Here is a 20,641-nt window from a genome sequence, read left to right on the forward strand (position 1 = left end):
ATGTGTGCAAACCTTCGGGGCGTGGTGAAATTCCACACCGGCGGTGATTTGATGGCAGGCTGATCTGGCTGCTTTCAATTAGTCCGTGACCCGTTTTGAAGCTAGCGGTACCTGATATACAGCTTCGCTACGGCTGACCCGGTGAGAATCCGGGACCGACAGTATAGTCTGGATGGGAGAAGGAATACGCGAACATTAGATTCGCTATGCATACTTGTACATTTTTTCACGAGAACAAAAATTCGGCAGGTCTATGCTTTGGCATGGATACGTCGTGCTTGTTTGATTTGATCAAAAATGCAGCAAGTGTGGATGGATGAAGCTTCTTCGTGTTACCTAAACAATCTCTGGCCCCTATCCGATATACGGAGGGGTCTTTTTGCATTCTATTTCAAAATAGCTTGGAAAGGCAGTGAACACACATGCATGTCTTGAATGATGAAGCTTATATGAGGCTCGCTCTGCAAATGGCTGAGAGTGCTCTTGGCCAGACAGGGATTAATCCCGTTGTTGGATGCGTCCTGGTAAAAGACGGGCGTATCGTGGGGATGGGGGCGCATCTGAAGCGGGGACATGGCCATGCTGAGGTTCTTGCTTTGCAGATGGCGGGCGAAGAAGCGAAGGGCAGTACGGCGTATGTTACGCTCGAGCCGTGCAGTCACTACGGCAAGACGCCGCCTTGCAGCGACCGTCTCATTGAGGCCGGTGTTGTCCGCGTTGTCGTTGCGGGCACCGACCCGAACCCGCAGGTTGCGGGCACGGGTATTGCCAAATTGCGCGCCCACGGCATAGACGTATCCGTTGGGCTGCTGGGAGAGGAAGCCTCGCTGATGAATGAGGCTTTTAATAAGTACATCGTCACGCGTATGCCTTTCGTGACGCTGAAAACAGCCAGCACGCTCGACGGCCGCATTGCCTCGAAAACAGGCGACAGCAAATGGATTACGTCGCCTGCGTCGCGCGCATTCGTGCATACTCTGCGCCATCGGCATCAGGGCATCATGGTCGGCGTCGATACTGTCATCGCCGACGACCCGCGCTTAAGCGCGCGCGGCGACGTACCGGCTGTGCAGCCGGTACGGATTATCGCGGACTCGCGCTTGCGAGTCCCGCTGGGCGCCCAGGTGCTCACCGAGCAGGATCGTCAGCCGACGATCCTGCTCGCCACCGCACAGGCGCCCGCAGAGCGGCGTGCCGCGCTGGAAGCGCGCGGCATCACGGTCCTCACCTGCGGCGACGGCCCGCAGGTGGATCTGACGCTCGCCATGCGGCAGCTCGGCGAGCGAGAGATCGGCTCCATCCTCCTAGAGGGTGGAGGCAAGCTGAGCGGCGCCATGCTGGAGCGGCGCCTGTTGGATAAGCTGGTGCTGATGTTTGCGCCGAAAATTATCGGCGGCGGGCAAGCAGCACCTATGAACATCACCTTCGAAGGCTTCGCGAAGATGGATGACGCAATTACGCTCGACCGGTTAAAGGTTGAGCAGTTCGGACCGGATGTATGCCTAACCGGGTATCCGGTTTATAAGAGCTAACGAATGGAGGGCTGTCATGTTTACCGGCATTATTGAAGAAATCGGCCACATGCGCCGCATTCATAGCGTAGGTCAAGCTATGGTATTAACGATTGGGGCAAAAAAGATCCTTGAGGATGTGCATCTGGGAGACAGTATTTCGGTGAATGGCGTTTGTCTGACAGTCATTTCGTTTGATCAGGAATCTTTCTCCGTAGATGTGATGCCGGAAACTTACCGCAAGACGAATTTGCGCAAGCTGCAAGCCGGTACACGCGTGAATTTGGAGCGAGCGATGGCGGCAAACGGCCGTTTCGGCGGACACATTGTGCAGGGACATGTAGATTCAACAGCAACGATTATTTCGCGGATTCCAGAAGAAAATGCGGTTGTTTATCGGTTCGAACCGGAGGATAAACACATTTTCCGATATATTATAGCTGGCGGCTCGATCACCATTGACGGGATCTCCCTTACGGTTGTCGATGTCACAGAACGCGATCTGGCGGTTTCGATTATTCCACATACACTGGCTCAAACCGTTCTGCATGATAAAAAAGCAGGAGATACTATTAACATGGAATGCGATGTTCTGGGCAAATATATGGAACGACTGCTAAAGTTCGGTCCTGCTGATGCCTCAGCGGGTAACGGTAAAAAGCAAAGTACGCTATCTGCAAGCTTTCTGGCGGATCATGGCTTTATGTAAGGGTAATTAGCTTACAAAGATAGTTCGGTTAGGAGAGGTGAAGATGACAGAAATAAAATTCAGCACGATCGAAGAAGCACTGAAAGATCTCAGTTTAGGGAAAGTCATTATCGCTGTGGATGACGAAGATCGCGAGAATGAAGGGGATTTTATCGCACTGGCGGATAAAACGACCCCGGAAGTGATTAATTTCATGATCAAAGAAGGCCGCGGGCTGGTGTGCACACCGATTACGGAAGAACGGGCGAAAGAGCTTGACTTGCCGCCGATGGTCGCTAGAAATACCGATTATCATGGCACTGCCTTTACGGTATCTGTAGACCATGTTGAGACGAGTACAGGGATTTCCGCACATGAGCGTTCAAGAACGGTTATGGGCTTGATCGATCCGGATACGAAACCGCAGGATTTCCGCAGACCGGGTCATATTTTCCCGCTAATCGCCAAAAAAGGCGGCGTACTCCGCAGAGCTGGACATACGGAAGCAGCGGTTGATTTGGCTGTTTTATGCGGATCCTATCCTGCCGCGGTCATTTGTGAAGTTATCAAGGAAGACGGAACGATGGCTCGGGTTCCGGATCTTATGGAAATCGCCAAGAAACATGATTTGTGCATCATCACGATTCAAGATTTGATTCACTACCGCAATCAACAGGAGAAATTGGTTGAGCGTGAAGTTGAAATTAAGCTGCCTACGGATTTCGGCACTTTTAAAGCAATCGCCTATACCAATCAACTGGATAACAAAGAGCATGTTGCCCTTGTCAAAGGAACAATTGACCCTTCCAAACCAACGCTGGTTCGTGTGCATTCCGAATGTTTAACTGGTGATGTTTTCCATTCACACCGCTGCGATTGCGGTCCTCAACTCGATGCTGCATTAAAACAGATTGATGAAGAGGGCAATGGTGTATTATTATATATGCGACAGGAAGGTCGCGGTATCGGTCTGATCAACAAATTAAAAGCTTATGCTTTGCAAGAGCAGGGATTAGACACTGTAGAAGCGAATATTAAGCTTGGATTTGCTCCAGATCTTCGTGATTATGGCATTGGCGCGCAAATTCTGAAAGATCTTGGCATTACGCAGCTGCGTTTGTTGACGAACAACCCTCGCAAAATTAAAGGGTTAGAAGGCTATGGTCTCGAAGTTGTTGAACGCGTTCCGATTCAAATGCCAAGCAAAGAGGACAACGTCAATTATTTGCGAACAAAAAAACAAAAACTTGGCCACATGCTGAGCTTCCATGATTCCGGCAGCGGGATCTGATCTTTACACTTCAAATAACGGTTTTTATATAGAAAAGGAGAATTTAATCATGGCTACAATTTATGAAGGACATTTAGTATCGCAGAATTTGAAATATGGTATCGTCGTAGGTCGTTTCAATGAATTTATTACTTCCAAATTGCTTGGCGGCGCACAGGATGCTTTGAAACGCCATGGCGTACAGGATAGTGAAGTGGATATTGCTTGGGTACCGGGCGCGTTCGAACTTCCGCTTATTGCTCAAAAAATGGCGGAGAGCGGGAAATATGATGCGGTTATTACCCTTGGTGCCGTTATTCGTGGTTCAACGCCTCACTTTGATTATGTGTGCAGTGAAGTTGCAAAAGGTGTATCTGCCATTAACCTGAAAACAGGCGTTCCAACAATCTTTGGTGTTTTAACGACGGATTCCATTGAGCAAGCGGTTGAACGCGCGGGAACAAAAGCTGGCAACAAAGGTTGGGAAGCGGCAGTAACGGCAATTGAGATGGCGAACTTGACGAAACAATTCACTTCCTAATGCTTTCTTATTATCATCTGGAATCACTGCTTCCCAGGCTGCTCGCCTTCCTGATTGCGATGACGCTCCATGATGCTGCACATGCAGGAGTTGCTTGGCTGCTCGGAGACCGAACAGCCCGGGACAGCAAACGCTTATCGCTTAACCCCTTGGTACACTTGGATGCCTTGGGGTTGGCGATGATTGTTTTTGGTCCATATGGCTGGTCGAAGAAAATGCCGGTAGAGGCTACGCAGTTTAAAAAGCCAAAACTTTATCATACAATTGTGTATGCAGCAGGTCCTTTTACCAATTTGCTGCTCGCTTTGTTTTTCTGGTGGCTCTATTTCTTTCTTCCTGATTTTTTCGGAGGAGCATCCGAGTCGATCACCGTGGAACAATGGCGAGTCTATTTGCAGTACGGCGTCATTGTCAATCTCATGATTTGTCTTATACATATGTTACCGCTTTATCCGCTAGATGGTTGGTATATCCTTAAAGGCCTTATTCCTCCGAAAAATCAAAGATGGATGGATCGCAATCAGCGATATGCACTTATTCTTGTCATCGTTTTGATGATTACACCTACCGGGCAATGGGCCTTGGAACGTATTTATCCGTTTGCCGCGCAGTTTGTTATGAATATATTTTCACTATGACAAGGGGGAGATTACATGAAAGTTACCTATAAGTTAGAAGCTTTTGAAGGCCCCCTTGATCTTTTGCTTCATCTTATCGATAAAAATGAACTCGACATTTATAATATTCCTGTCAAAGAAATTACAGATCAGTATTTGGCATATGTACAAGCCATGCAAGAGTTGGAGTTGGAGATTACAAGTGAGTTTCTAGTCATGGCCGCTACACTTCTCTCTATCAAAAGCAAAATGCTGCTGCCTAAACCGCCTGTTATTGAATTTGACGAATATTTTGATGATATGGAAGACGAGCTTGATCCTCGCGCAGAGTTGGTCGCTAAACTTATTGAGTACAGAAAGTACAAGTCTATTGCTGATATGCTTAGAGATAAAGAAGTAGAGCGGAGTCTGGTGTATACACGTGAGCCTGAAGACCTGACGCCATTCCTGCCGCATGTGCAGGAGAACCCTGTTGAAGGGCTGGACGTTGCTGATTTGCTATTCGCTTTTCAACGGACGCTTCGCAAGCTTGTGAACCGCAATATTGTTACTAGAATTCGAAGAGACGAAATATCTGTCAAAGAACGGATTAGAGAGGTTATAGATTTGCTAAAAGTGAAAGGCGGCAAACTGCTTTTCTCGAAATTGTTCGATTATGAAATGACTCGGGAAGAGATCGTCGTCACATTTTTGGCCATTCTTGAATTAATGAAAATGAAAAAAGTCGTATGTTATCAATATCAATTATTTGAAGATATCGTGATTCAAGCCAAAGAGGAGGGTTCAGACATTGACACTCAGTTTTCCACAGATGAAATCGATTATTGAGGGACTCCTCTTTGCCTCTGGTGACGAGGGATTGGATGCCAAACAAATAGCTGAGGTCATGGAGCTTGATTTGTACATCGTTCGCGATTTGCTTAAGGATATGCGCACGGAATTTAAACGCAAGGGAAGAGGAGTCCAGATCGTTGAGGTAGCCGGTGCTTACCAGTTAACGACTTTGGCTGAGCATGCGCCATATTTTGAGCGGCTGGCTTACACACCTTCACGTTCATCCTTATCGCAAGCTGCACTGGAAACCTTATCCATTGTTGCTTATAAACAACCCATTACCAGAGTAGAGATCGAAGAAATACGCGGCGTGAAATGTGATCGTGCTTTGGCTACTCTGGTAGGAAAAGATCTTATATTGGAAGTTGGACGTGCAGATGCAGTAGGAAAACCGATCTTGTATGGCACATCCAAACAATTTCTTGAGTATTTCGGGCTCAGCTCCATCCAGGAACTGCCGGATTCAGGCAGCTTCCAAGGAGAGTTTGATCTGGAGGAAGAAACTCGCATGTTGTTTGATCGGATGGGCGGAGATCAGAAACAGATTACACTCGAGGATGTTTCGGAGGAAACCGAGTAACGATAAATGCATTTCATTTCCTAAATTAGCTCATACTAACTCTACTTGCCAGAAGATCTCTTCTGGCTGTGGAGTTTTTTTGTTAAGGGGGAGAATGGGGTTGTTGTGGGTAGGATTCGTGCTTCTAATCGTCATCCTTGCCATTATCATTGCGCTGCTCAGTTTCATTCGGGGAGAGTTTTATTTCTCCAGAGTGAAAGATAATGACACACTTACTGTGGAGATGCGTGCTTTATTTGGATTAATCCGTTATCGCTATGTCATCCCCATCATACAGTTCAAGGGATTCACGAAAGGGATCCTGATCAAATCGGAAATTGTGAATAAAACATACGCAAAGCTGAAAGATGAGAGCAAGGATCACATTACGAAGGACAAAGTGATTCAATTTTATAAGGAAACCAAAGACTTGCTTGTTCATACGCTCAATTTGTATGATTGGACGCGGCAGACTTTAGCTAGAGTGGAATGTACCGAGTTAAAATGGGTAACGCGCGTCGGCGTGGGAGATGCTCCGGAAACGGCTATTACGACGGGAGCCATCTGGGGGATTAAATCGTCGCTCTTAGGCTTTACAATGCGCTATGTTCAGGTGAGGGCAACGCCGCGGGTAGACGTGATTCCGCAATTTAATGAGAAACACTTCTCAACGGAAGTACGGGTTGCTGCCCGAATCCGCGTCTGGCATATGGTTTTTGCAGGCGTCAGGCTGATGGTCAGGGCTGCTAAAGTAAAAGGCGGCATACGCACCTGGATTCAAATGGCTCTGAAAGCAAGGTCAAGATTTAAAACAGCTTCGTGATGTACATAACGATATTCCTCTAAGGGTACTCTAAAAAAGAACCAATATTGGTCTTAGACACTTAAGCTTCCGATGCCAGTTTTTAATGGCGAAAAACGCTAAGGAGGAATATTATCATGTCAGAACACCCGATTCAAGGACTCATGAAAGTCGCCATGGAAAATATCAAGGAAATGGTCGACGTTAACACGATTGTCGGAGACCCTGTTGAAACTCCGGACGGCAGTGTCATTATGCCAATATCCAAAGTCGGTTTCGGATTTGCAGCGGGCGGCAGCGAGTTCGTGACCGATTCCGAAATTGAGATTGAAGGCGGCTCGATGGGCAAAAACGATGCGCTGAACGCCAAGGTTGCCCTTCCTTTCGGAGGAGGCAGCGGCGGCGGGGTCTCCATTACACCGATTGCCTTCCTCGTTGTTGGCAAAAATGGCGTTAAAGTTGTTCCTCTCGACAACCAAACGCATATCCTGGAACGCCTCATCGATTCTGCGCCGCAGGTTGTAGACCGCATTCAAAGCATGGTTAAAGGCTTTAACACGAAATCGGGAACAGTCGGAACAAACGGCGCCAACAACGTAACGAATATTGAGAATCAAAATTTCATCGTATAAGAATCGGTTATCGTCTGGGCTGTCCTCTGTGACAGCTTTTTTTTATGCGTAATCACAGCAAGTAACGAAGATAAATGTAGACATGCGCGAGCAGCAATGAAACCAGCGTAATGGGAACGCCTACTTTTAAAAACTCCAAATAACTAAAACCTTTCCCCTCTTTGGCCGCTAGGCCAGCCACGATGACATTCGCTGACGCACCTATGATGGTGCCGTTTCCTCCTAAACATGCGCCTAATGCAAGCGACCACCACAATGTGTTGATTGGCGCTGAATCTACCGCAAGGCCAAGCCCATCCGCCATATCTTTGATGAGAGGAATCATCGTTGCGACAAATGGAATGTTGTCGATGGTTGCCGAAGCCAATCCAGAACCCCAAAGGATGAGCAAGGAGGCGCTTTGAATGTTGCCTTCTGTTACATCCAGGGCAAGCATGGCCAGCTTTTTAATCAGTCCAACCTCTTGCAATCCCCCCACTAAGCTAAATAATCCCGCGAAAAAGAAAATCGTCACCCACTCAATCGAAGCGAAAGCTTTCTCGATATCGTGTTCTTTTAATCCGAAAAGCATTAGCAAAATCGCACCTGTTATCGCAACGACGGCCGCGTCGACATGAATGACCGCATGAAGCATAAAACCGATGAGGGTTAGCGCTAAAACAATCAAGGATTTGACCATGAGCCGCTGATCTTGGATGGTTTCTCGTTCATTCATTTCCATCAGTTTGGCTTGCAATACGGGATTGGGATGCATCTGTTTGCGGAACATGAGGTAAAGCATGACAAGCGATACAATCATAATAATGAGTGCAATTGGCCCTAGATGAATAAGAAAAGCATTGAACGTTAAATGCGGGTTCGCGGACCCAATCATGATATTAGGCGGATCGCCTATTAATGTAGCTGTTCCTCCGATATTGGAAGCAATGATTTCAGCCATCAGAAAGGGCACAGGGTTTATTTCCAATATGCGCGTGATCGCGATGGTAACTGGGACAACAAGCAGAACCGTCGTTACATTGTCCAAAAGGGCGGAACCAAAAGCGGTTAACGTAGATAGAACAAGCAAGATCTTCATCGGATCGCCTTTGACGGCTTTGGCCGCGCGTATGGCAACAAACTGAAAGACGCCTGTCTGGTTCGTGATACCCACGAGGATCATCATTCCGATTAAGAGTGTGATGGTTTCCCATTCTATATATTGCACGAAAATTTTATGAACATCCAGAATACCCGCGAAAACCATGATCACAGCACCCAATAAGGCAATCGCAGCACGGTTGACTTTTTCCGAAATAATGAGTGCATACGTGACTAAAAAAATAATAAGAGCTATCCAAGTGAGCATAATTAACCTCCATCTTCTTCCATTTTAGTTATTGCACAAGCACATAGATACTAAACCATTTTCCCGGTAATATCCGAAAAATGGCAAAAAGGAGCCTGCAATGACAGGCTCCTCCGGTGATCTCGTTATTCAATTCCAACTCATTATACCGATGGATTCTCCTTTTGTAAATAACAGGACTTGGACATATCCCCATTTTCAAAGCATATACTTGTACAAAGTTTTTGTCTTGTCTATTTGGTAAGTAGGGGGATAACGATGAAGAAAAGTGTCGGGTTCATCATCTTGTGCAGCGCATTGATCAGTCTATTGCTCGCACCTTGGGCGCAAGTGGAAGCAGCGCCGCCAGGCATTCGAACCAATGCGGTTGGTGCCTCGCTCATTGACGTGGAGTCTGGACGCATCCTTTATAGTGAAAAAGGGGACACGCCTATGCGGATTGCCTCCTTGACCAAAATCATGACCGCCATTATCGCGATTGAACAAGGGAAGCTGAACGATAAAGTGAAGGTTAGCAAAACGGCCTTCGGCAAAGAGGGCTCATCGATCTACCTGAAGCTTGGCGAAGAGATGAGGCTGCATGATATGCTGTATGGCTTGATGCTGCGCTCGGGGAATGACGCTGCTACGGCCATTGCCGAAAATGTGGGCGGAAGCGTAGAAGGCTTCGTCTATCTGATGAACGAGAAAGCGCGTTCGCTTGGCATGGATCATTCGCATTTTACGAATCCATCCGGGCTCGATGAAGGCGAAGGCCATCGTTCGAGTCCTAACGATATGGCCAAGCTTACGGCTTATGCGCTCAAGAATCCAGTGTTCAAGGAAATTGTCTCGACGAAGCTGAAAAAAGTGCCGAACCCGAATGAAGCTTGGGATTATTCGTGGTTGAACAAAAACAAGATGCTCTCTCTTTTTGAAGGAGCGGACGGTGTGAAAACAGGGTATACAAAGCTTGCGAAGCGCTGCCTTGTTTCTTCAGCGACTAGGAACGGCCAACAGCTCGCCGTCGTCACGCTGAATGATGGCGATGATTGGGCCGATCATGCAAGGCTGCTGCAATACGGTTTTACCTATTATCCGCTGCAGACGATCGTGAGCAAGGGCGATGCCATCGAGGGAACGCCATGGGTAGCGGGCAGAACGTTCTCTTATCCGCTGGCGGAAGGCGAAGCGGCTCAGTTGACGCATCAAGTGAAACTGGTCGATCCTTCTTCAACGGCATACCGCTTGGCTGAGCGGGGGAGCATACAGTTTTCATTGCAGCAGCAACTGATTCAATCGGTGCCGCTATACGATAAAGCGAGTCCGTTATTACAAGCGCAGAGCCAGTCCACGTTCTCTTTCCAAGAGAGCAAACCTTATCAAGAAACGCTGCTCACCCATTATAGTTTAATTTGCCGGATGTTAATTCAGGAGTTGTTTTCAATCTCTAGATCAGAGTGGGCGGACTAGAGGGCTCACAAGGAGGCCATCGATATGGTGAATTGGATTTGGTTGTTTTTTATCGTCATCGGCTTCGTTGTTGCTGCTTTGAATGGGAATGTTGAAGCCGTTACGCAAGCTGCTTTCGATGGCGCAAAAAGCGGCGTGACGGTCTGCTTCGGACTCATTAGCGTGCTCGTTTTTTGGATGGGAATGATGCGAATAGCCGAAGATGCCGGTCTGCTGAGCAAACTTGCCAGATTGCTGCAGCCTGCGGTGCGATTTTTGTTCCCGAGCGTCCCAAAAAACCACCCGGCTATCGGTTATATCATGTCGAACATGAGCGCCAACATTCTTGGTCTGGGCAATGCGGCAACGCCGATGGGCATTAAGGCCATGCAAGAGCTGCAAAAGTTGAATGCGGATAAAGACACGGCAAGTACAGCGATGTGTACGCTGCTTGCATTGAATACGTCAAGCATCACGTTAATTCCTACAACGTTAATTGCCATACGCATGAATTACAATTCCGTTAATCCTGCGGAAATCGTGGGTACGACGCTGATTGCTACGATAATCTCGACGGCTGTTGCTATTTTTGTGGATCGATGGTACCGAAGGTCTCGCTCTCCCATCCCTCCGCTGAAAGGATGATTCCGCATGTATGCCTTCGTTTCGCTCATCTCTGCATGGGCTATTCCCATCATGATCGTGTTCATCCCTTTATATGCGGCTTATCGCAAAGTGCCTGTCTATGAATCGTTCGTTGATGGCGCCAAAGAGGGCTTTGATACGGCGATCAAAATCATTCCGCATCTGGTCGGTATGATGGTCGCCATTTCCGTCTTCCGCGCTTCGGGTGCGATGGATTTGTTAATCGGCTGGATGCGGCCTTTCTTTGAAAGCATCGGTGTTCCTACCGAAGTGCTGCCGCTGGCGATTCTACGGCCGATCACCGGAGCGGGTTCGCTCGCTTTTACGACCGATTTGATTGAACAATTTGGTCCGGACTCAATGATTGGCCGAATCGCTTCTACCGTTCAAGGCAGCACGGATACAACTTTGTATGTAATTACGGTGTATTTTGGAGCGATTGGCATTCGTAAGGCAGGGTATGCCTTGAAGGTAGGGCTCATTTCAGATATTGTCGGCTTCGTTGCCTCGATTGTCATCTGCTATTTAGTGTTTAGCTGAGCAGGTGCTCTTGTGATTTGCAGTCAACTCCGTTATCATTAGCTTGAGGTGAAAGCGGATAATGGAAAGACTGCAAAAGGTATTAGCCGAAGCGGGGGTCGCCTCCCGCCGGAAATGTGAAGAAATCATCACTGCGGGGCGTGTACAAGTGAACGGTGAAGTTGTCACGACGCTTGGCGTGAAGGTGAACCCGGCTGAGGATGAAATCAGAGTCGATGGACGAGCTATCGGCCAACAAAAGAAGATTTATGTGATTTTACATAAACCGAAGGGTGTCATTACAAGCGCGACGGACCCTGAGGGACGTAAAGTAGTTACAGACTTCTTGCCAGGAATCAAAGAACGCGTGTATCCGGTCGGACGATTGGATTATGATACGGAAGGCTTGCTCATTTTAACCAATGACGGGGAATTTGCTCATCTGCTCACGCATCCTAAGCATCATGTGCCGAAGACGTATCAAGCAACTGTCAAAGGAGTGCCGCACGGGACGTTATTAGACAAGCTAAAAACGGGCATACAGTTAGAAGACGGGATGACAGCACCGGCTGAGGTTGAGTATGCGGATGTGAATTTAGAGAAGAATGAGTCCGTCATTCAGATCACGATCTACGAAGGCAGGAATCGGCAAGTCAGACGGATGTTCGAAGCGATTTCCTTCCCGGTGATTCGATTGAAACGGATTAAATTCGGTCCAATCTTTCTTACAGGCCTGCCAAGAGCGAAGTTTCGCCACTTGACGCCCAAAGAGGTTGAAGAGCTTAGGAACGAGGCTCTCAAGACACATAACGTTCAAAAAGGCCAATAAGAATTGGCCTTCTTTTCGTTATAATAAAGGTATTACCCTATGTGAAAAATCTAACATAGCTAAAGAAAAAGTGAAGGTGATTAATCGTGGGTGCAAGAAAGAAATGGGTACAGATCGGGATCTTTGCGATCGTGCTTATTATTGGCGTGTTTACCATTATTACGAATTTGTCGGCTTCTGACAGTAAAAAATACCCCCAAGTTGGCGACAAAGCGACGAACTTCTCATTAGTCGGCTTAGATGGCAAGACACATGAGTTATCGGAATACAAGGGAAAGCCGGTTTTAATTAATTTCTGGGGCACTTTTTGTCCGCCGTGTAAGGAAGAAATGCCTGCGCTGCAAAAGCAGTATGACAAATGGAGCAAAGAAGGCGTTATTTTCCTGGAAGTAAATGTCGACAAAAACAAAGTGACCGTTCAAGGCTTCATGGATCAGTATAACTTGAACATGCCTGTACTGTTGGATGCGAAAGAAGTTGTGCGCAAGCAATATGGCGTAATGGACTATCCGACGACCTTCTTTATCGGCGCAGACGGCAAAGTAGCCGTCAAGAAAATTGGGCAAATGACCGAAGCTTTTGTCGATGAAACGCTTTCGAAGCTTGCCGTTAAGTCTTAATAGAAGTGAATGCTTAGAGTTTTCAGGAGGTCATCATGTTCTACAACACCAAATGCGATTGTGGGCATCAGAACCCCACAGGAACTACGCTCTGTGAATCCTGCGGGAATCCGCTGATCGATACGGATGGCAGAGATATACTCGAAATGCGCTATGACGGTATGGCCCGCCGCTCGCAGAAATCGAACCCCTCAATTTTAGATAAAGTCTGGAATTTCTTCTCCTCGGTTAAAATAGCGGTATGGATTATTTTCATCACCTTGCTAGCTTCTGCCGTTGGCACGATATATCCGCAGGAAAACACATTTTTGGATATGGATCCTGCGCAATATTATTCGGAAACGTACGGGAAACTGGGAACAATTTATCATTTTCTTGGGCTCTCGCACACATTCAGCTCATGGTGGTTCATCACCTTGCTATTTATGATCGGGACGTCGCTTGTCATCTGCAGTTTGGATCGTGTTTTGCCGCTCTACCGCGCATTATCCAAGCAGCAAATCCGCAAGCATCTCAATTTCTTGACCCGGCAAAAGGTGACCCTAGTGACCGACTTGCCGTCAGGTACAGATGAGGAAGCATGGACCGATAAGCTCGGCGTGATTTTACGCAAAAAAAATTACCGCATACATAAAGATGGGACGGCACTGCTTGCCGAGAAATACCGTTTCAGCCGTTGGGGCCCATATATTAACCACATTGGTCTTATTATTTTTCTGATCGGTGTCTTGATGAGAAGTATCCCGGGCTGGCATATGGATGAGTATATGGGTATTTTGGAAGGTGAAACCAAAGCCATCCCCCATACTTCTTATTTTATAAAAAATGAAAAATTTACGTTAGAGCTTTATGACGAAAAAGATTTGCCTGAAAGCATAAAGTCCAAGGGACAAATCGTTCCCAAAACATATGAAACACAGGCTGTCTTATATCACTGCTCGGCGAATTGTGACGATTCAACGAAAGAGCCGGTTCTAGAAGAAGTGCATAAAGCGAATATTCTCGTGAATCATCCTTTGGATTATAAAGGCTTGCAAGCGTATCAATTTGACTACAAAGCCACACCGCTCCTGATTTCAGTCAAGCCAACACTTAGCAATCCTGCAACAGGCGAAACGTATGGAAGCTTCGATCTTCCGATGAATAATCCGAAGGATGTTTATCAAGTTGGCCCTTATAAGCTGACTTTAAAAGGGTTCTTCCCTGAGTTTGGCCTAGAGAAAGGACAACCTATCTCCAAATCGAATGAGCCGAAAGCCCCGGCATTTATTTTTAGCATCACAGGTCCGGGATTGGCGGCTAATGGTGAACCGTATTTGTATTTCCCAAGACAAATTGACAAAGAAGCATTCTCCCAAGATACGATTAACGGTGCGATTAGCCAGAAACTAAAGATTGCCGTTGGGACTATGGAAGGCGTCCAGTTTGCCAATTATACGACTTACCTTAACATTCGTGTTGACAAAGCTATGCCTTATATCTGGGTAGGATCTGCGATCTTCATGATTGGGGTTATTATGGGCTTCTACTGGCAGCATCGCCGTATCTGGATTCGCATCGACCAAGGTAAACTTACGCTCGGCGGACATACGAACAAAAACTGGTTCGGCTTACGCAATGAGGTTGCAGCAGCCTTAAAGAAAAATAATTTGGACATACTGCCGAAATCATTAGACAATGGAGGGAACCAGGGGTGAATGTCAATTCAGTCAGCAGCACCTTTTTACTTATCGCATTTTTCGTTTACCTGGCAGCATTTTTGCTTTTCGTCCTCTCGATTACCGGGAAAAAGTGGAGCAATCGTGATCCGGAACAGCATCAGAAACAATGGGGCTTCGTAGCCTTCCTTACCTCTGTTGTCGGATTTGCTTGCCAAGTGACATTCTTCTTTACAAGATGGGCGGAAGGGAATCACATTCCGACTTCGAATATGTACGAATTCATGACCTTCCTCGGGATGATGATCATGTTCGCTTTCTTGATCGTGTATCTCATTTATCGAACGCCTGTACTTGGTGTTTTTGCATTGCCGATCGGTTTTATTATCATTGCGTATGCCTCTGTTTTCCCAAGCGAGGTTCAGCCTCTGATTCCGGCACTGCAAAGTTACTGGCTGAAGATCCATGTAACGACAGCGGCAACCGGTGAAGCCTTCTTCGGCGTCGGTTTTGCCGGCGGACTTATGTATCTCCTGCGTGCCGTGGACTTTAAAGGCACCACCAAAACAGATAAGCGTGAACAAAGAGGCGTAGAGCTAACACTCTTTTTTATCCTAATGCTAATCGCTTTTATTGCTTCTATTTTTACATTTAACGGTTCGGGCTATAAAGCTGTATTCTCCAAAGAAGTGACGGTTATGGATGCGCAAGGACAGCAGCAAACGAGCACTCAAGAAGAGACTTTCGTACTACCACCGATCGTGAAGCCTTACAATACGAAGGTAGTTGAAATGAAGCCATTCTTGGGCATGACAGAACCGCTGTTTACAGCACCGTCCTGGATGGAAGGCGCAAGCGCGGGGCGTAAGTTGAACACGGTGATTTGGTCCGTTCTAGGAGGTCTAGTCCTTTACTGGCTGGCTCGACTGATAGCCCGCAAACCGTTAGGGGCTGCTATTGGCCCTATCGTGAAAGGGATGGATCCTGAGGATCTCGATGAAATCAGTTATCGCGCTATTGCCATCGGCTACCCGATTTTCACATTGGGCGCATTGATTTTTGCGATGATATGGGCTCAGGAAGCGTGGGGACGATTCTGGGGTTGGGATCCCAAAGAAGTATGGGCACTGATTACTTGGTTATTTTATGCCGTATTTTTACATCTTCGGTTGTCTAAAGGCTGGCAAGGCAAGAAATCAGCTTGGTTAACCGTTATCGGTTTTATCGTGGTTATGTTTACGTTAGTTGGGGTAAACCTTGTTATCGCTGGGTTGCACTCCTATGCAGGTGTATAAAATCAAATCGAACTTAATTTAGATAAGGATGTGAAGCTCCATGGAAATGAAAGCTAGCATACTCGTTGTTGATGATGAAGAACGAATTCGGAGACTGCTCCGCATGTATTTAGAAAAAGAGGGCTATATCATTGAAGAAGCAGAGGACGGAGAGAACGCTCTGCGCATGGCGACAGAAACGGACTATGACCTGGTGCTTCTTGATGTCATGCTCCCTGGAATAGATGGAATTGAAGTTTGCGCGCGCCTTCGCCAGGTGAAATCTACGCCAGTCATCATGCTGACCGCCAAAGGGGAGGAAACGAACCGTGTCAGCGGATTTGAAGTGGGTGCGGACGACTATGTCGTGAAGCCGTTCTCTCCTCGCGAAGTGATTTACCGGGTTAAAGCCATTTTGCGCCGTTCCTCAGCGACAGCTTATCTGTCTAAGGATGCAAGCTCAAGCAACAATATCGTGTTTCCAAACCTGATCATTGAACATGATGCCCATCGTGTAACGGCAGGTGGCCAGGAAGTGGCGTTGACGCCAAAAGAATACGAACTGCTGCACTATTTGGCTGTGTCACCGGATAAAGTGTTCTCGCGTGAGGAGCTATTGAAGGATGTTTGGAACTATGAATTTTTTGGAGATTTGCGGACGGTCGATACCCATGTGAAAAGACTCCGCGAAAAATTAAACAAAGTTTCCCCGGATGCAGCTGCGATGATTACGACCGTGTGGGGAGTAGGCTATAAGCTAGAGGTGCCTAAATAACGTGTTTATATTCAGAAGCGTCGTAGGTAAGCTTTGGTTGACCATCATTGGCCTAGTTGGGGTAGTACTGCTCATACTAGGTCTTTTTCTTGTCAATTATATGGAAAATTATTTCTCCCAAGCCAAGGATCAAACCGCCAATATCGAGAAGCTTGCTCGGAATTTCTCAGAAGAAGCCTCTCATCATATGTATAATGAACAGTTTTATCAGTTGAGCAATGAACTTTTAGGTTTCCAGGATGCGAAAATGCTGGTGATTTCCAAGGACATGAAGGAAATGACGTTGCCATCCACTCTAGGAAATACGTTAGGCGGTTTCCACGCCAGGGATCTGTACACGGATATTGAACTGCAGCGTGTATTTGCCGGTGAAACCATTGACAAATCAATTAACAAGTCCAAAATTGGCCGTTTAAAAGCCGGTGAAGAGTATCTGGTTGTAGCTGTTCCGCTGAAAAATTTGCAGGGCAGCATCGCCGGAGCGACGATTATTTATCAATCCTTGCAATCTCTCGAAGCGACACAGTCTTACATGCTTAGATTGTTTATTTACGTATCCATTGTTGGTTTTCTGATGACAACCTTTTTTGCCTTCTTCCTGTTCGCCAAAATTACAAGACCGCTTCAGCAGTTGAAAAAAGCGGCGGATTTCATCACCAGAGGAGAATACGGGACCAGAGTTCCTATTATTTCCAAGGATGAAATCGGTGAATTGGCAAAGACGTTTAACCATATGGGAGAGAAAATGCAGGAAAGCATCCGTGAGCTATCCCAAGAGAAAGAGCACTTATCCAGCATCTTGCACAGTATGACTGATGCGGTCATCACCTTGGATGCGAATGGGTCTGTTATGTTGACGAATCCTCAAGGGGAGAAAATCGTGCAGGAGTGGAGCACCATCGAGTGGTCGGAGGATGATGAGGAAACCAAACGCTACCGTAAGCCGGATACAGCGCTTGGTGATTGGGGATTGACCAGCTACAGCAATCCGTTCCTGGTTCCGATTCCCGTCCCGTTGATCCCGCTGTTTGAGGCGGTTGTGGACGAATCATCGGAAGCCGCAACCAAGCTCCATGTGCAGAACGGCGTATGGTCTGTTGCCATGACGCCCTTATACATGAGCGAGCAAAGCGAAGAGGTGCGCGGCGCGGTAGCGGTTCTCCGTAATGTGACGGAGGAAGAGCTCCTCGACAAGCTGCGCAAAGATTTTGTGGCGAACGTCTCGCATGAGCTGCGTACGCCGATCTCGATGCTGCAGGGCTATAGCGAAGCCCTGCTGGATGATATCCCCACCACGCCGGAAGAGCGCATGGAGCTTGTGCAGGTCATCCACGACGAATCGCTCCGCATGGGGCGCCTCGTCCGTGACCTGCTCGATCTGGCGCGGATGGAGGCCGGCCATCTCGAGCTGGTATTCAGGGAGGTCGAAGTCGACTCCCTGATCCGGCGCATGCACCGCAAATTTTCGGTGCTGGCCAAAGAGCGTGGCATCGCGCTAAGCATGGCGCTGCCAGATGAGCCCCTCATCCTCGAACGAGGGGATGAGGACAGGCTCGAGCAGGTGTTGACGAACCTGCTCGATAATGCTTTCCGGCATACGGCCTCAGGGGCCAGTATTGCCGTGAAAGCAGAGCGGGCTAAGTATAAGAATAAGCCCGCAATTCGCATTGAGGTCTCCGACCAGGGGCAGGGGATACCTGCCAATGACCTGCCGTTCATCTTCGAACGGTTCTACAAAGCCGATAAAGCCCGTACGCGCGGTTCATCGGGAGGAACAGGCTTGGGTCTTGCCATCGTTAGAAATATTATAGAATCACATTTCGGAATCGTTACAGCCCAAAGTGTGCTGGGGCAAGGAACAACGTTCACGATTTTACTGCCTTGTGAACCCAATTAATGTCACAAATTCGACACAAAAAAGGCGTTTGCTGTGAAAACTCACAGCAAACGCCTTTCATTTTGTAGAATATTCAGACAAAATCTTGTTGTTCGTGAAACACTTTGTACCTTTAAGCGAGTGGTTTATACTTTAAGCGCACGAACATTCACGATTTCGGCTTGGGTCGACAGTTCGGCCAACACTTCAGCAGGAGCCGATTTGTCGATTGTCAGAACCATGATAGCGGAACCGCCGATCACTTTACGACCTACTTGCATCGTTGCAATGTTCACGTTGTTGCTTCCAAGCAGTGTTCCTACGCGACCGATGATCCCTGGTTTATCGTTGTGGGAGATAAGCAGCAGGTTTCCTTCAGCAGAGAAGTCAACCGGATATTGATCGATACGTACGATACGTTCGCCATAACCGGAAAGCAAAGTTCCAGCAAGCGTTTTTTCTTCTTGTTTTGTTTTTACGGTAACTGTTACAAGGTTTGTGAAAGAGCTGGATGTATTTGAAGTTTGAACAACGATGTTCACATCGCGTGATTTAGCCAAGTGCATCGCGTTGACGATGTTGATGCCTTCCAATTGGTTCTCGAAAACACCTTTAACAATGTAACGAGTTAATTGGCTTGTATCTACATCAACGAGATCGCCTGCATAATTGACGACAATTTCATATACAGCGCCTTGCGCGATTTGACCCAGAATGGAACCGATCTTTTCGCCAAGTCCGAAGTAAGGTTGAAGTTTGTTCAAAACATTTGCCGGTACTGGCGGCAAGTTAACCGCATTTTTGAACGGCTCGTTGCGCAGGATATGAAGAACTTCTTCAGAAACGTCGATCGCCACGTTTTCTTGCGCTTCAATCGTAGAAGCACCAAGGTGAGGAGTTACGATTACTTTTGGATTGTTCAAGAACGGGTGATCCTTCTGCGGAGGTTCTACTTCGAATACGTCAAAAGCAGCACCAGCTACGATCCCTTGATCGATAGCTTCAACCATCGCCATTTCGTCAATAATTCCGCCGCGAGCACAGTTGATCAGGCGCATGCCTGGTTTCATGATCTCGAATTGAGGCTTGGAAATTAAGTGACGTGTTTCTGGCGTAAGTGGTGTGTGAACCGTGATGAAGTCAGCTTTAGCTACGATTTTATTTACAGTCCCAAGTTTTACGCCCAGTTTCTCAGCGCGCTCTTCTGTCAAGAACGGGTCATACCCGATAACTTCCATGCCGAATACTTTCGCGCGTTTTGCTACTTCGCTTCCGATACGTCCCATCCCGAGGATACCGAGTGTTTTGTTGCGAAGCTCAACACCGATAAATTTGCGGTCCCATTCGCCGCCGACTGTTTTCTTATAGGCTTGTGGAATCATACGAGCTGTAGACATCATCATGGCAAAAGTAAGCTCGCAAGTTGCAATTGTATTGCCGTCTGGTGCGTTGATAACAATAATACCGCGTTTTGTTGCAGCTTCGAGATCAATGTTGTCGACGCCTACACCAGCGCGGCCGATTACTTTTAATTTTGACCCCGCACTCATAATTTTCTCTGTTACTTTCGTTTGGCTGCGAACCAGGAGAGCATCATATTCGCCAATGATGGCAACAAGCTCATCTTCGGATAGACCCGTTTGTTTTACCACTTCAACGTCAGCTGCATCATAAAGCATTTGAATTCCCATGTCACTAATTGGATCGGATACTAGAACTTTGTACATCATTCGAACCTCCTTAGAATATGAACATAAAAAAAACTCCCAACCCTCCGGAACAGACACGGATGTCTATATCCAAAGGGACGAGAGATTGCTTTCGTGGTACCACCCTAGTTCGCTGCCCATTCGCATGAGAAGCCTCAATCGGTCTTGCGACCTGGAACTGTAACGTGTTCCTGTTCCGATTGCATCTACTTTCGTTCAATGCAATAACTCTGGAGTGCTCCGCAAAATGTTCGCTACCGATTCGCACCAACCATCGGCTCTCTGAAAACTACTTTACTTGCTTGGCTCCGTCAACGCTTTACTGTGATAGAATTTTCATTAGATTACCATGCTGTTGAAATCGTGTCAATACATGTCGAATCATTTTCATCAAATTCACATGAAAGCCATATTTGACAACGATGCGAAAGCATTTTTGTTTATTTTAAAGCAAGGATCCTCAGAAAGCAATGGTATTTTTGCTTGAATTTTACTACGAATTT

Annotated in this window: 19 protein-coding genes, 1 pseudogene, 1 riboswitch and 1 other annotated feature; of the genes and pseudogenes, 18 read left to right on the top strand and 2 right to left on the bottom strand. The window is 47.1% G+C overall.

Going from position 1 to position 20,641, the window contains the following annotated elements; all coding sequences use genetic code 11:
• The first annotated feature begins 6 nt into the window (after positions 1-6).
• A riboswitch (FMN riboswitch) is annotated at positions 7-188 on the top strand.
• Between the two features lie 234 nt (positions 189-422).
• From ribD to ytfJ, 9 genes are all read left to right on the top strand, one after another.
• Complete coding sequence (ribD, locus tag ACKTT9_RS14480; protein WP_407872130.1) at positions 423-1,532, top strand: bifunctional diaminohydroxyphosphoribosylaminopyrimidine deaminase/5-amino-6-(5-phosphoribosylamino)uracil reductase RibD; 1,110 nt, start codon at positions 423-425, stop codon at positions 1,530-1,532.
• Positions 1,533-1,548: 16 nt separating this feature from the next.
• Positions 1,549-2,220, top strand: coding sequence for a riboflavin synthase (gene ribE / locus ACKTT9_RS14485; protein WP_407872131.1), 672 nt, complete (start codon positions 1,549-1,551; stop codon positions 2,218-2,220).
• Positions 2,221-2,263: 43 nt separating this feature from the next.
• A complete protein-coding gene (locus ACKTT9_RS14490) occupies positions 2,264-3,490 on the top strand; it encodes a bifunctional 3,4-dihydroxy-2-butanone-4-phosphate synthase/GTP cyclohydrolase II (protein WP_407872132.1) in 1,227 nt (408 codons plus the stop codon).
• Between the two features lie 49 nt (positions 3,491-3,539).
• Positions 3,540-4,010, top strand: coding sequence for a 6,7-dimethyl-8-ribityllumazine synthase (gene ribE / locus ACKTT9_RS14495; protein WP_127451174.1), 471 nt, complete (start codon positions 3,540-3,542; stop codon positions 4,008-4,010).
• The gene (locus ACKTT9_RS14500) at positions 4,010-4,648 is read left to right on the top strand and encodes a site-2 protease family protein (RefSeq protein WP_407872133.1); all 639 of its coding nucleotides are present in this window, start codon (positions 4,010-4,012) and stop codon (positions 4,646-4,648) included. Before ribE (ACKTT9_RS14495) ends, ACKTT9_RS14500 begins: the two co-directional genes overlap by 1 nt.
• A gap of 15 nt (positions 4,649-4,663) precedes the next feature.
• Complete coding sequence (locus ACKTT9_RS14505; RefSeq protein ID WP_157319966.1) at positions 4,664-5,455, top strand: ScpA family protein; 792 nt, start codon at positions 4,664-4,666, stop codon at positions 5,453-5,455.
• Entirely contained in the window at positions 5,439-6,041 is a 603-nt protein-coding gene (scpB, locus tag ACKTT9_RS14510; protein WP_315950364.1) for an SMC-Scp complex subunit ScpB, read from the top strand. Before ACKTT9_RS14505 ends, scpB begins: the two co-directional genes overlap by 17 nt.
• A gap of 100 nt (positions 6,042-6,141) precedes the next feature.
• Entirely contained in the window at positions 6,142-6,843 is a 702-nt protein-coding gene (locus tag ACKTT9_RS14515) for a DUF2953 domain-containing protein (protein WP_157319968.1), read from the top strand.
• Between the two features lie 116 nt (positions 6,844-6,959).
• A complete protein-coding gene (gene ytfJ / locus ACKTT9_RS14520; RefSeq protein ID WP_407872134.1) occupies positions 6,960-7,454 on the top strand; it encodes a GerW family sporulation protein in 495 nt (164 codons plus the stop codon).
• Between the two features lie 52 nt (positions 7,455-7,506).
• Here ytfJ and ACKTT9_RS14525 read toward each other — a convergent pair.
• A pseudogene (locus tag ACKTT9_RS14525) lies at positions 7,507-8,808 on the bottom strand (ArsB/NhaD family transporter); the annotation flags it as partial.
• Positions 8,809-9,060: 252 nt separating this feature from the next.
• Here ACKTT9_RS14525 and ACKTT9_RS14530 point away from each other — a divergent pair.
• From ACKTT9_RS14530 to ACKTT9_RS14570, 9 genes are all read left to right on the top strand, one after another.
• Positions 9,061-10,254: a D-alanyl-D-alanine carboxypeptidase family protein gene (locus tag ACKTT9_RS14530; protein ID WP_407872135.1), complete on the top strand. Its 1,194-nt coding sequence runs from the start codon at positions 9,061-9,063 to the stop codon at positions 10,252-10,254.
• 24 nt (positions 10,255-10,278) lie between these two features.
• The gene (locus tag ACKTT9_RS14535) at positions 10,279-10,878 is read left to right on the top strand and encodes a nucleoside recognition domain-containing protein (protein WP_127451185.1); all 600 of its coding nucleotides are present in this window, start codon (positions 10,279-10,281) and stop codon (positions 10,876-10,878) included.
• A gap of 6 nt (positions 10,879-10,884) precedes the next feature.
• Positions 10,885-11,418 (top strand): spore maturation protein, encoded by a 534-nt coding sequence (locus ACKTT9_RS14540; protein ID WP_127451186.1) that lies wholly within the window; start codon positions 10,885-10,887, stop codon positions 11,416-11,418.
• A 61-nt stretch (positions 11,419-11,479) separates the two neighbouring features.
• On the top strand, positions 11,480-12,226 hold the full coding sequence (locus ACKTT9_RS14545) for a pseudouridine synthase (RefSeq protein WP_127451187.1): 747 nt from the start codon (positions 11,480-11,482) through the stop codon (positions 12,224-12,226).
• An 86-nt stretch (positions 12,227-12,312) separates the two neighbouring features.
• Entirely contained in the window at positions 12,313-12,846 is a 534-nt protein-coding gene (gene resA / locus ACKTT9_RS14550; RefSeq protein ID WP_127451188.1) for a thiol-disulfide oxidoreductase ResA, read from the top strand.
• 35 nt (positions 12,847-12,881) lie between these two features.
• The gene (locus tag ACKTT9_RS14555) at positions 12,882-14,543 is read left to right on the top strand and encodes a cytochrome c biogenesis protein ResB (protein ID WP_127451189.1); all 1,662 of its coding nucleotides are present in this window, start codon (positions 12,882-12,884) and stop codon (positions 14,541-14,543) included.
• A complete protein-coding gene (ccsA, locus tag ACKTT9_RS14560; RefSeq protein ID WP_407872136.1) occupies positions 14,540-15,799 on the top strand; it encodes a cytochrome c biogenesis protein CcsA in 1,260 nt (419 codons plus the stop codon). The genes ACKTT9_RS14555 and ccsA overlap by 4 nt, the downstream gene beginning before the upstream one ends.
• A 40-nt stretch (positions 15,800-15,839) precedes the next feature.
• Positions 15,840-16,553 (top strand): response regulator transcription factor, encoded by a 714-nt coding sequence (locus ACKTT9_RS14565; protein ID WP_127451191.1) that lies wholly within the window; start codon positions 15,840-15,842, stop codon positions 16,551-16,553.
• A gap of 1 nt (position 16,554) precedes the next feature.
• Positions 16,555-18,450: an ATP-binding protein gene (locus ACKTT9_RS14570; protein WP_407872137.1), complete on the top strand. Its 1,896-nt coding sequence runs from the start codon at positions 16,555-16,557 to the stop codon at positions 18,448-18,450.
• A gap of 125 nt (positions 18,451-18,575) precedes the next feature.
• On the opposite strand, the gene serA is transcribed toward ACKTT9_RS14570, so the two are convergent.
• On the bottom strand, positions 18,576-20,156 hold the full coding sequence (gene serA / locus ACKTT9_RS14575) for a phosphoglycerate dehydrogenase (RefSeq protein ID WP_407873041.1): 1,581 nt from the start codon (positions 20,154-20,156) through the stop codon (positions 18,576-18,578).
• 73 nt (positions 20,157-20,229) lie between these two features.
• Positions 20,230-20,462, bottom strand: a binding site (T-box leader).
• Positions 20,463-20,641 lie beyond the last annotated feature (179 nt).

Origin of the sequence: Paenibacillus sp. P36, from assembly GCF_045866505.1 — a bacterium.
In the GTDB taxonomy this organism is placed as follows: Bacteria; Bacillota; Bacilli; order Paenibacillales; family NBRC-103111; genus Paenibacillus_E; species Paenibacillus_E chondroitinus.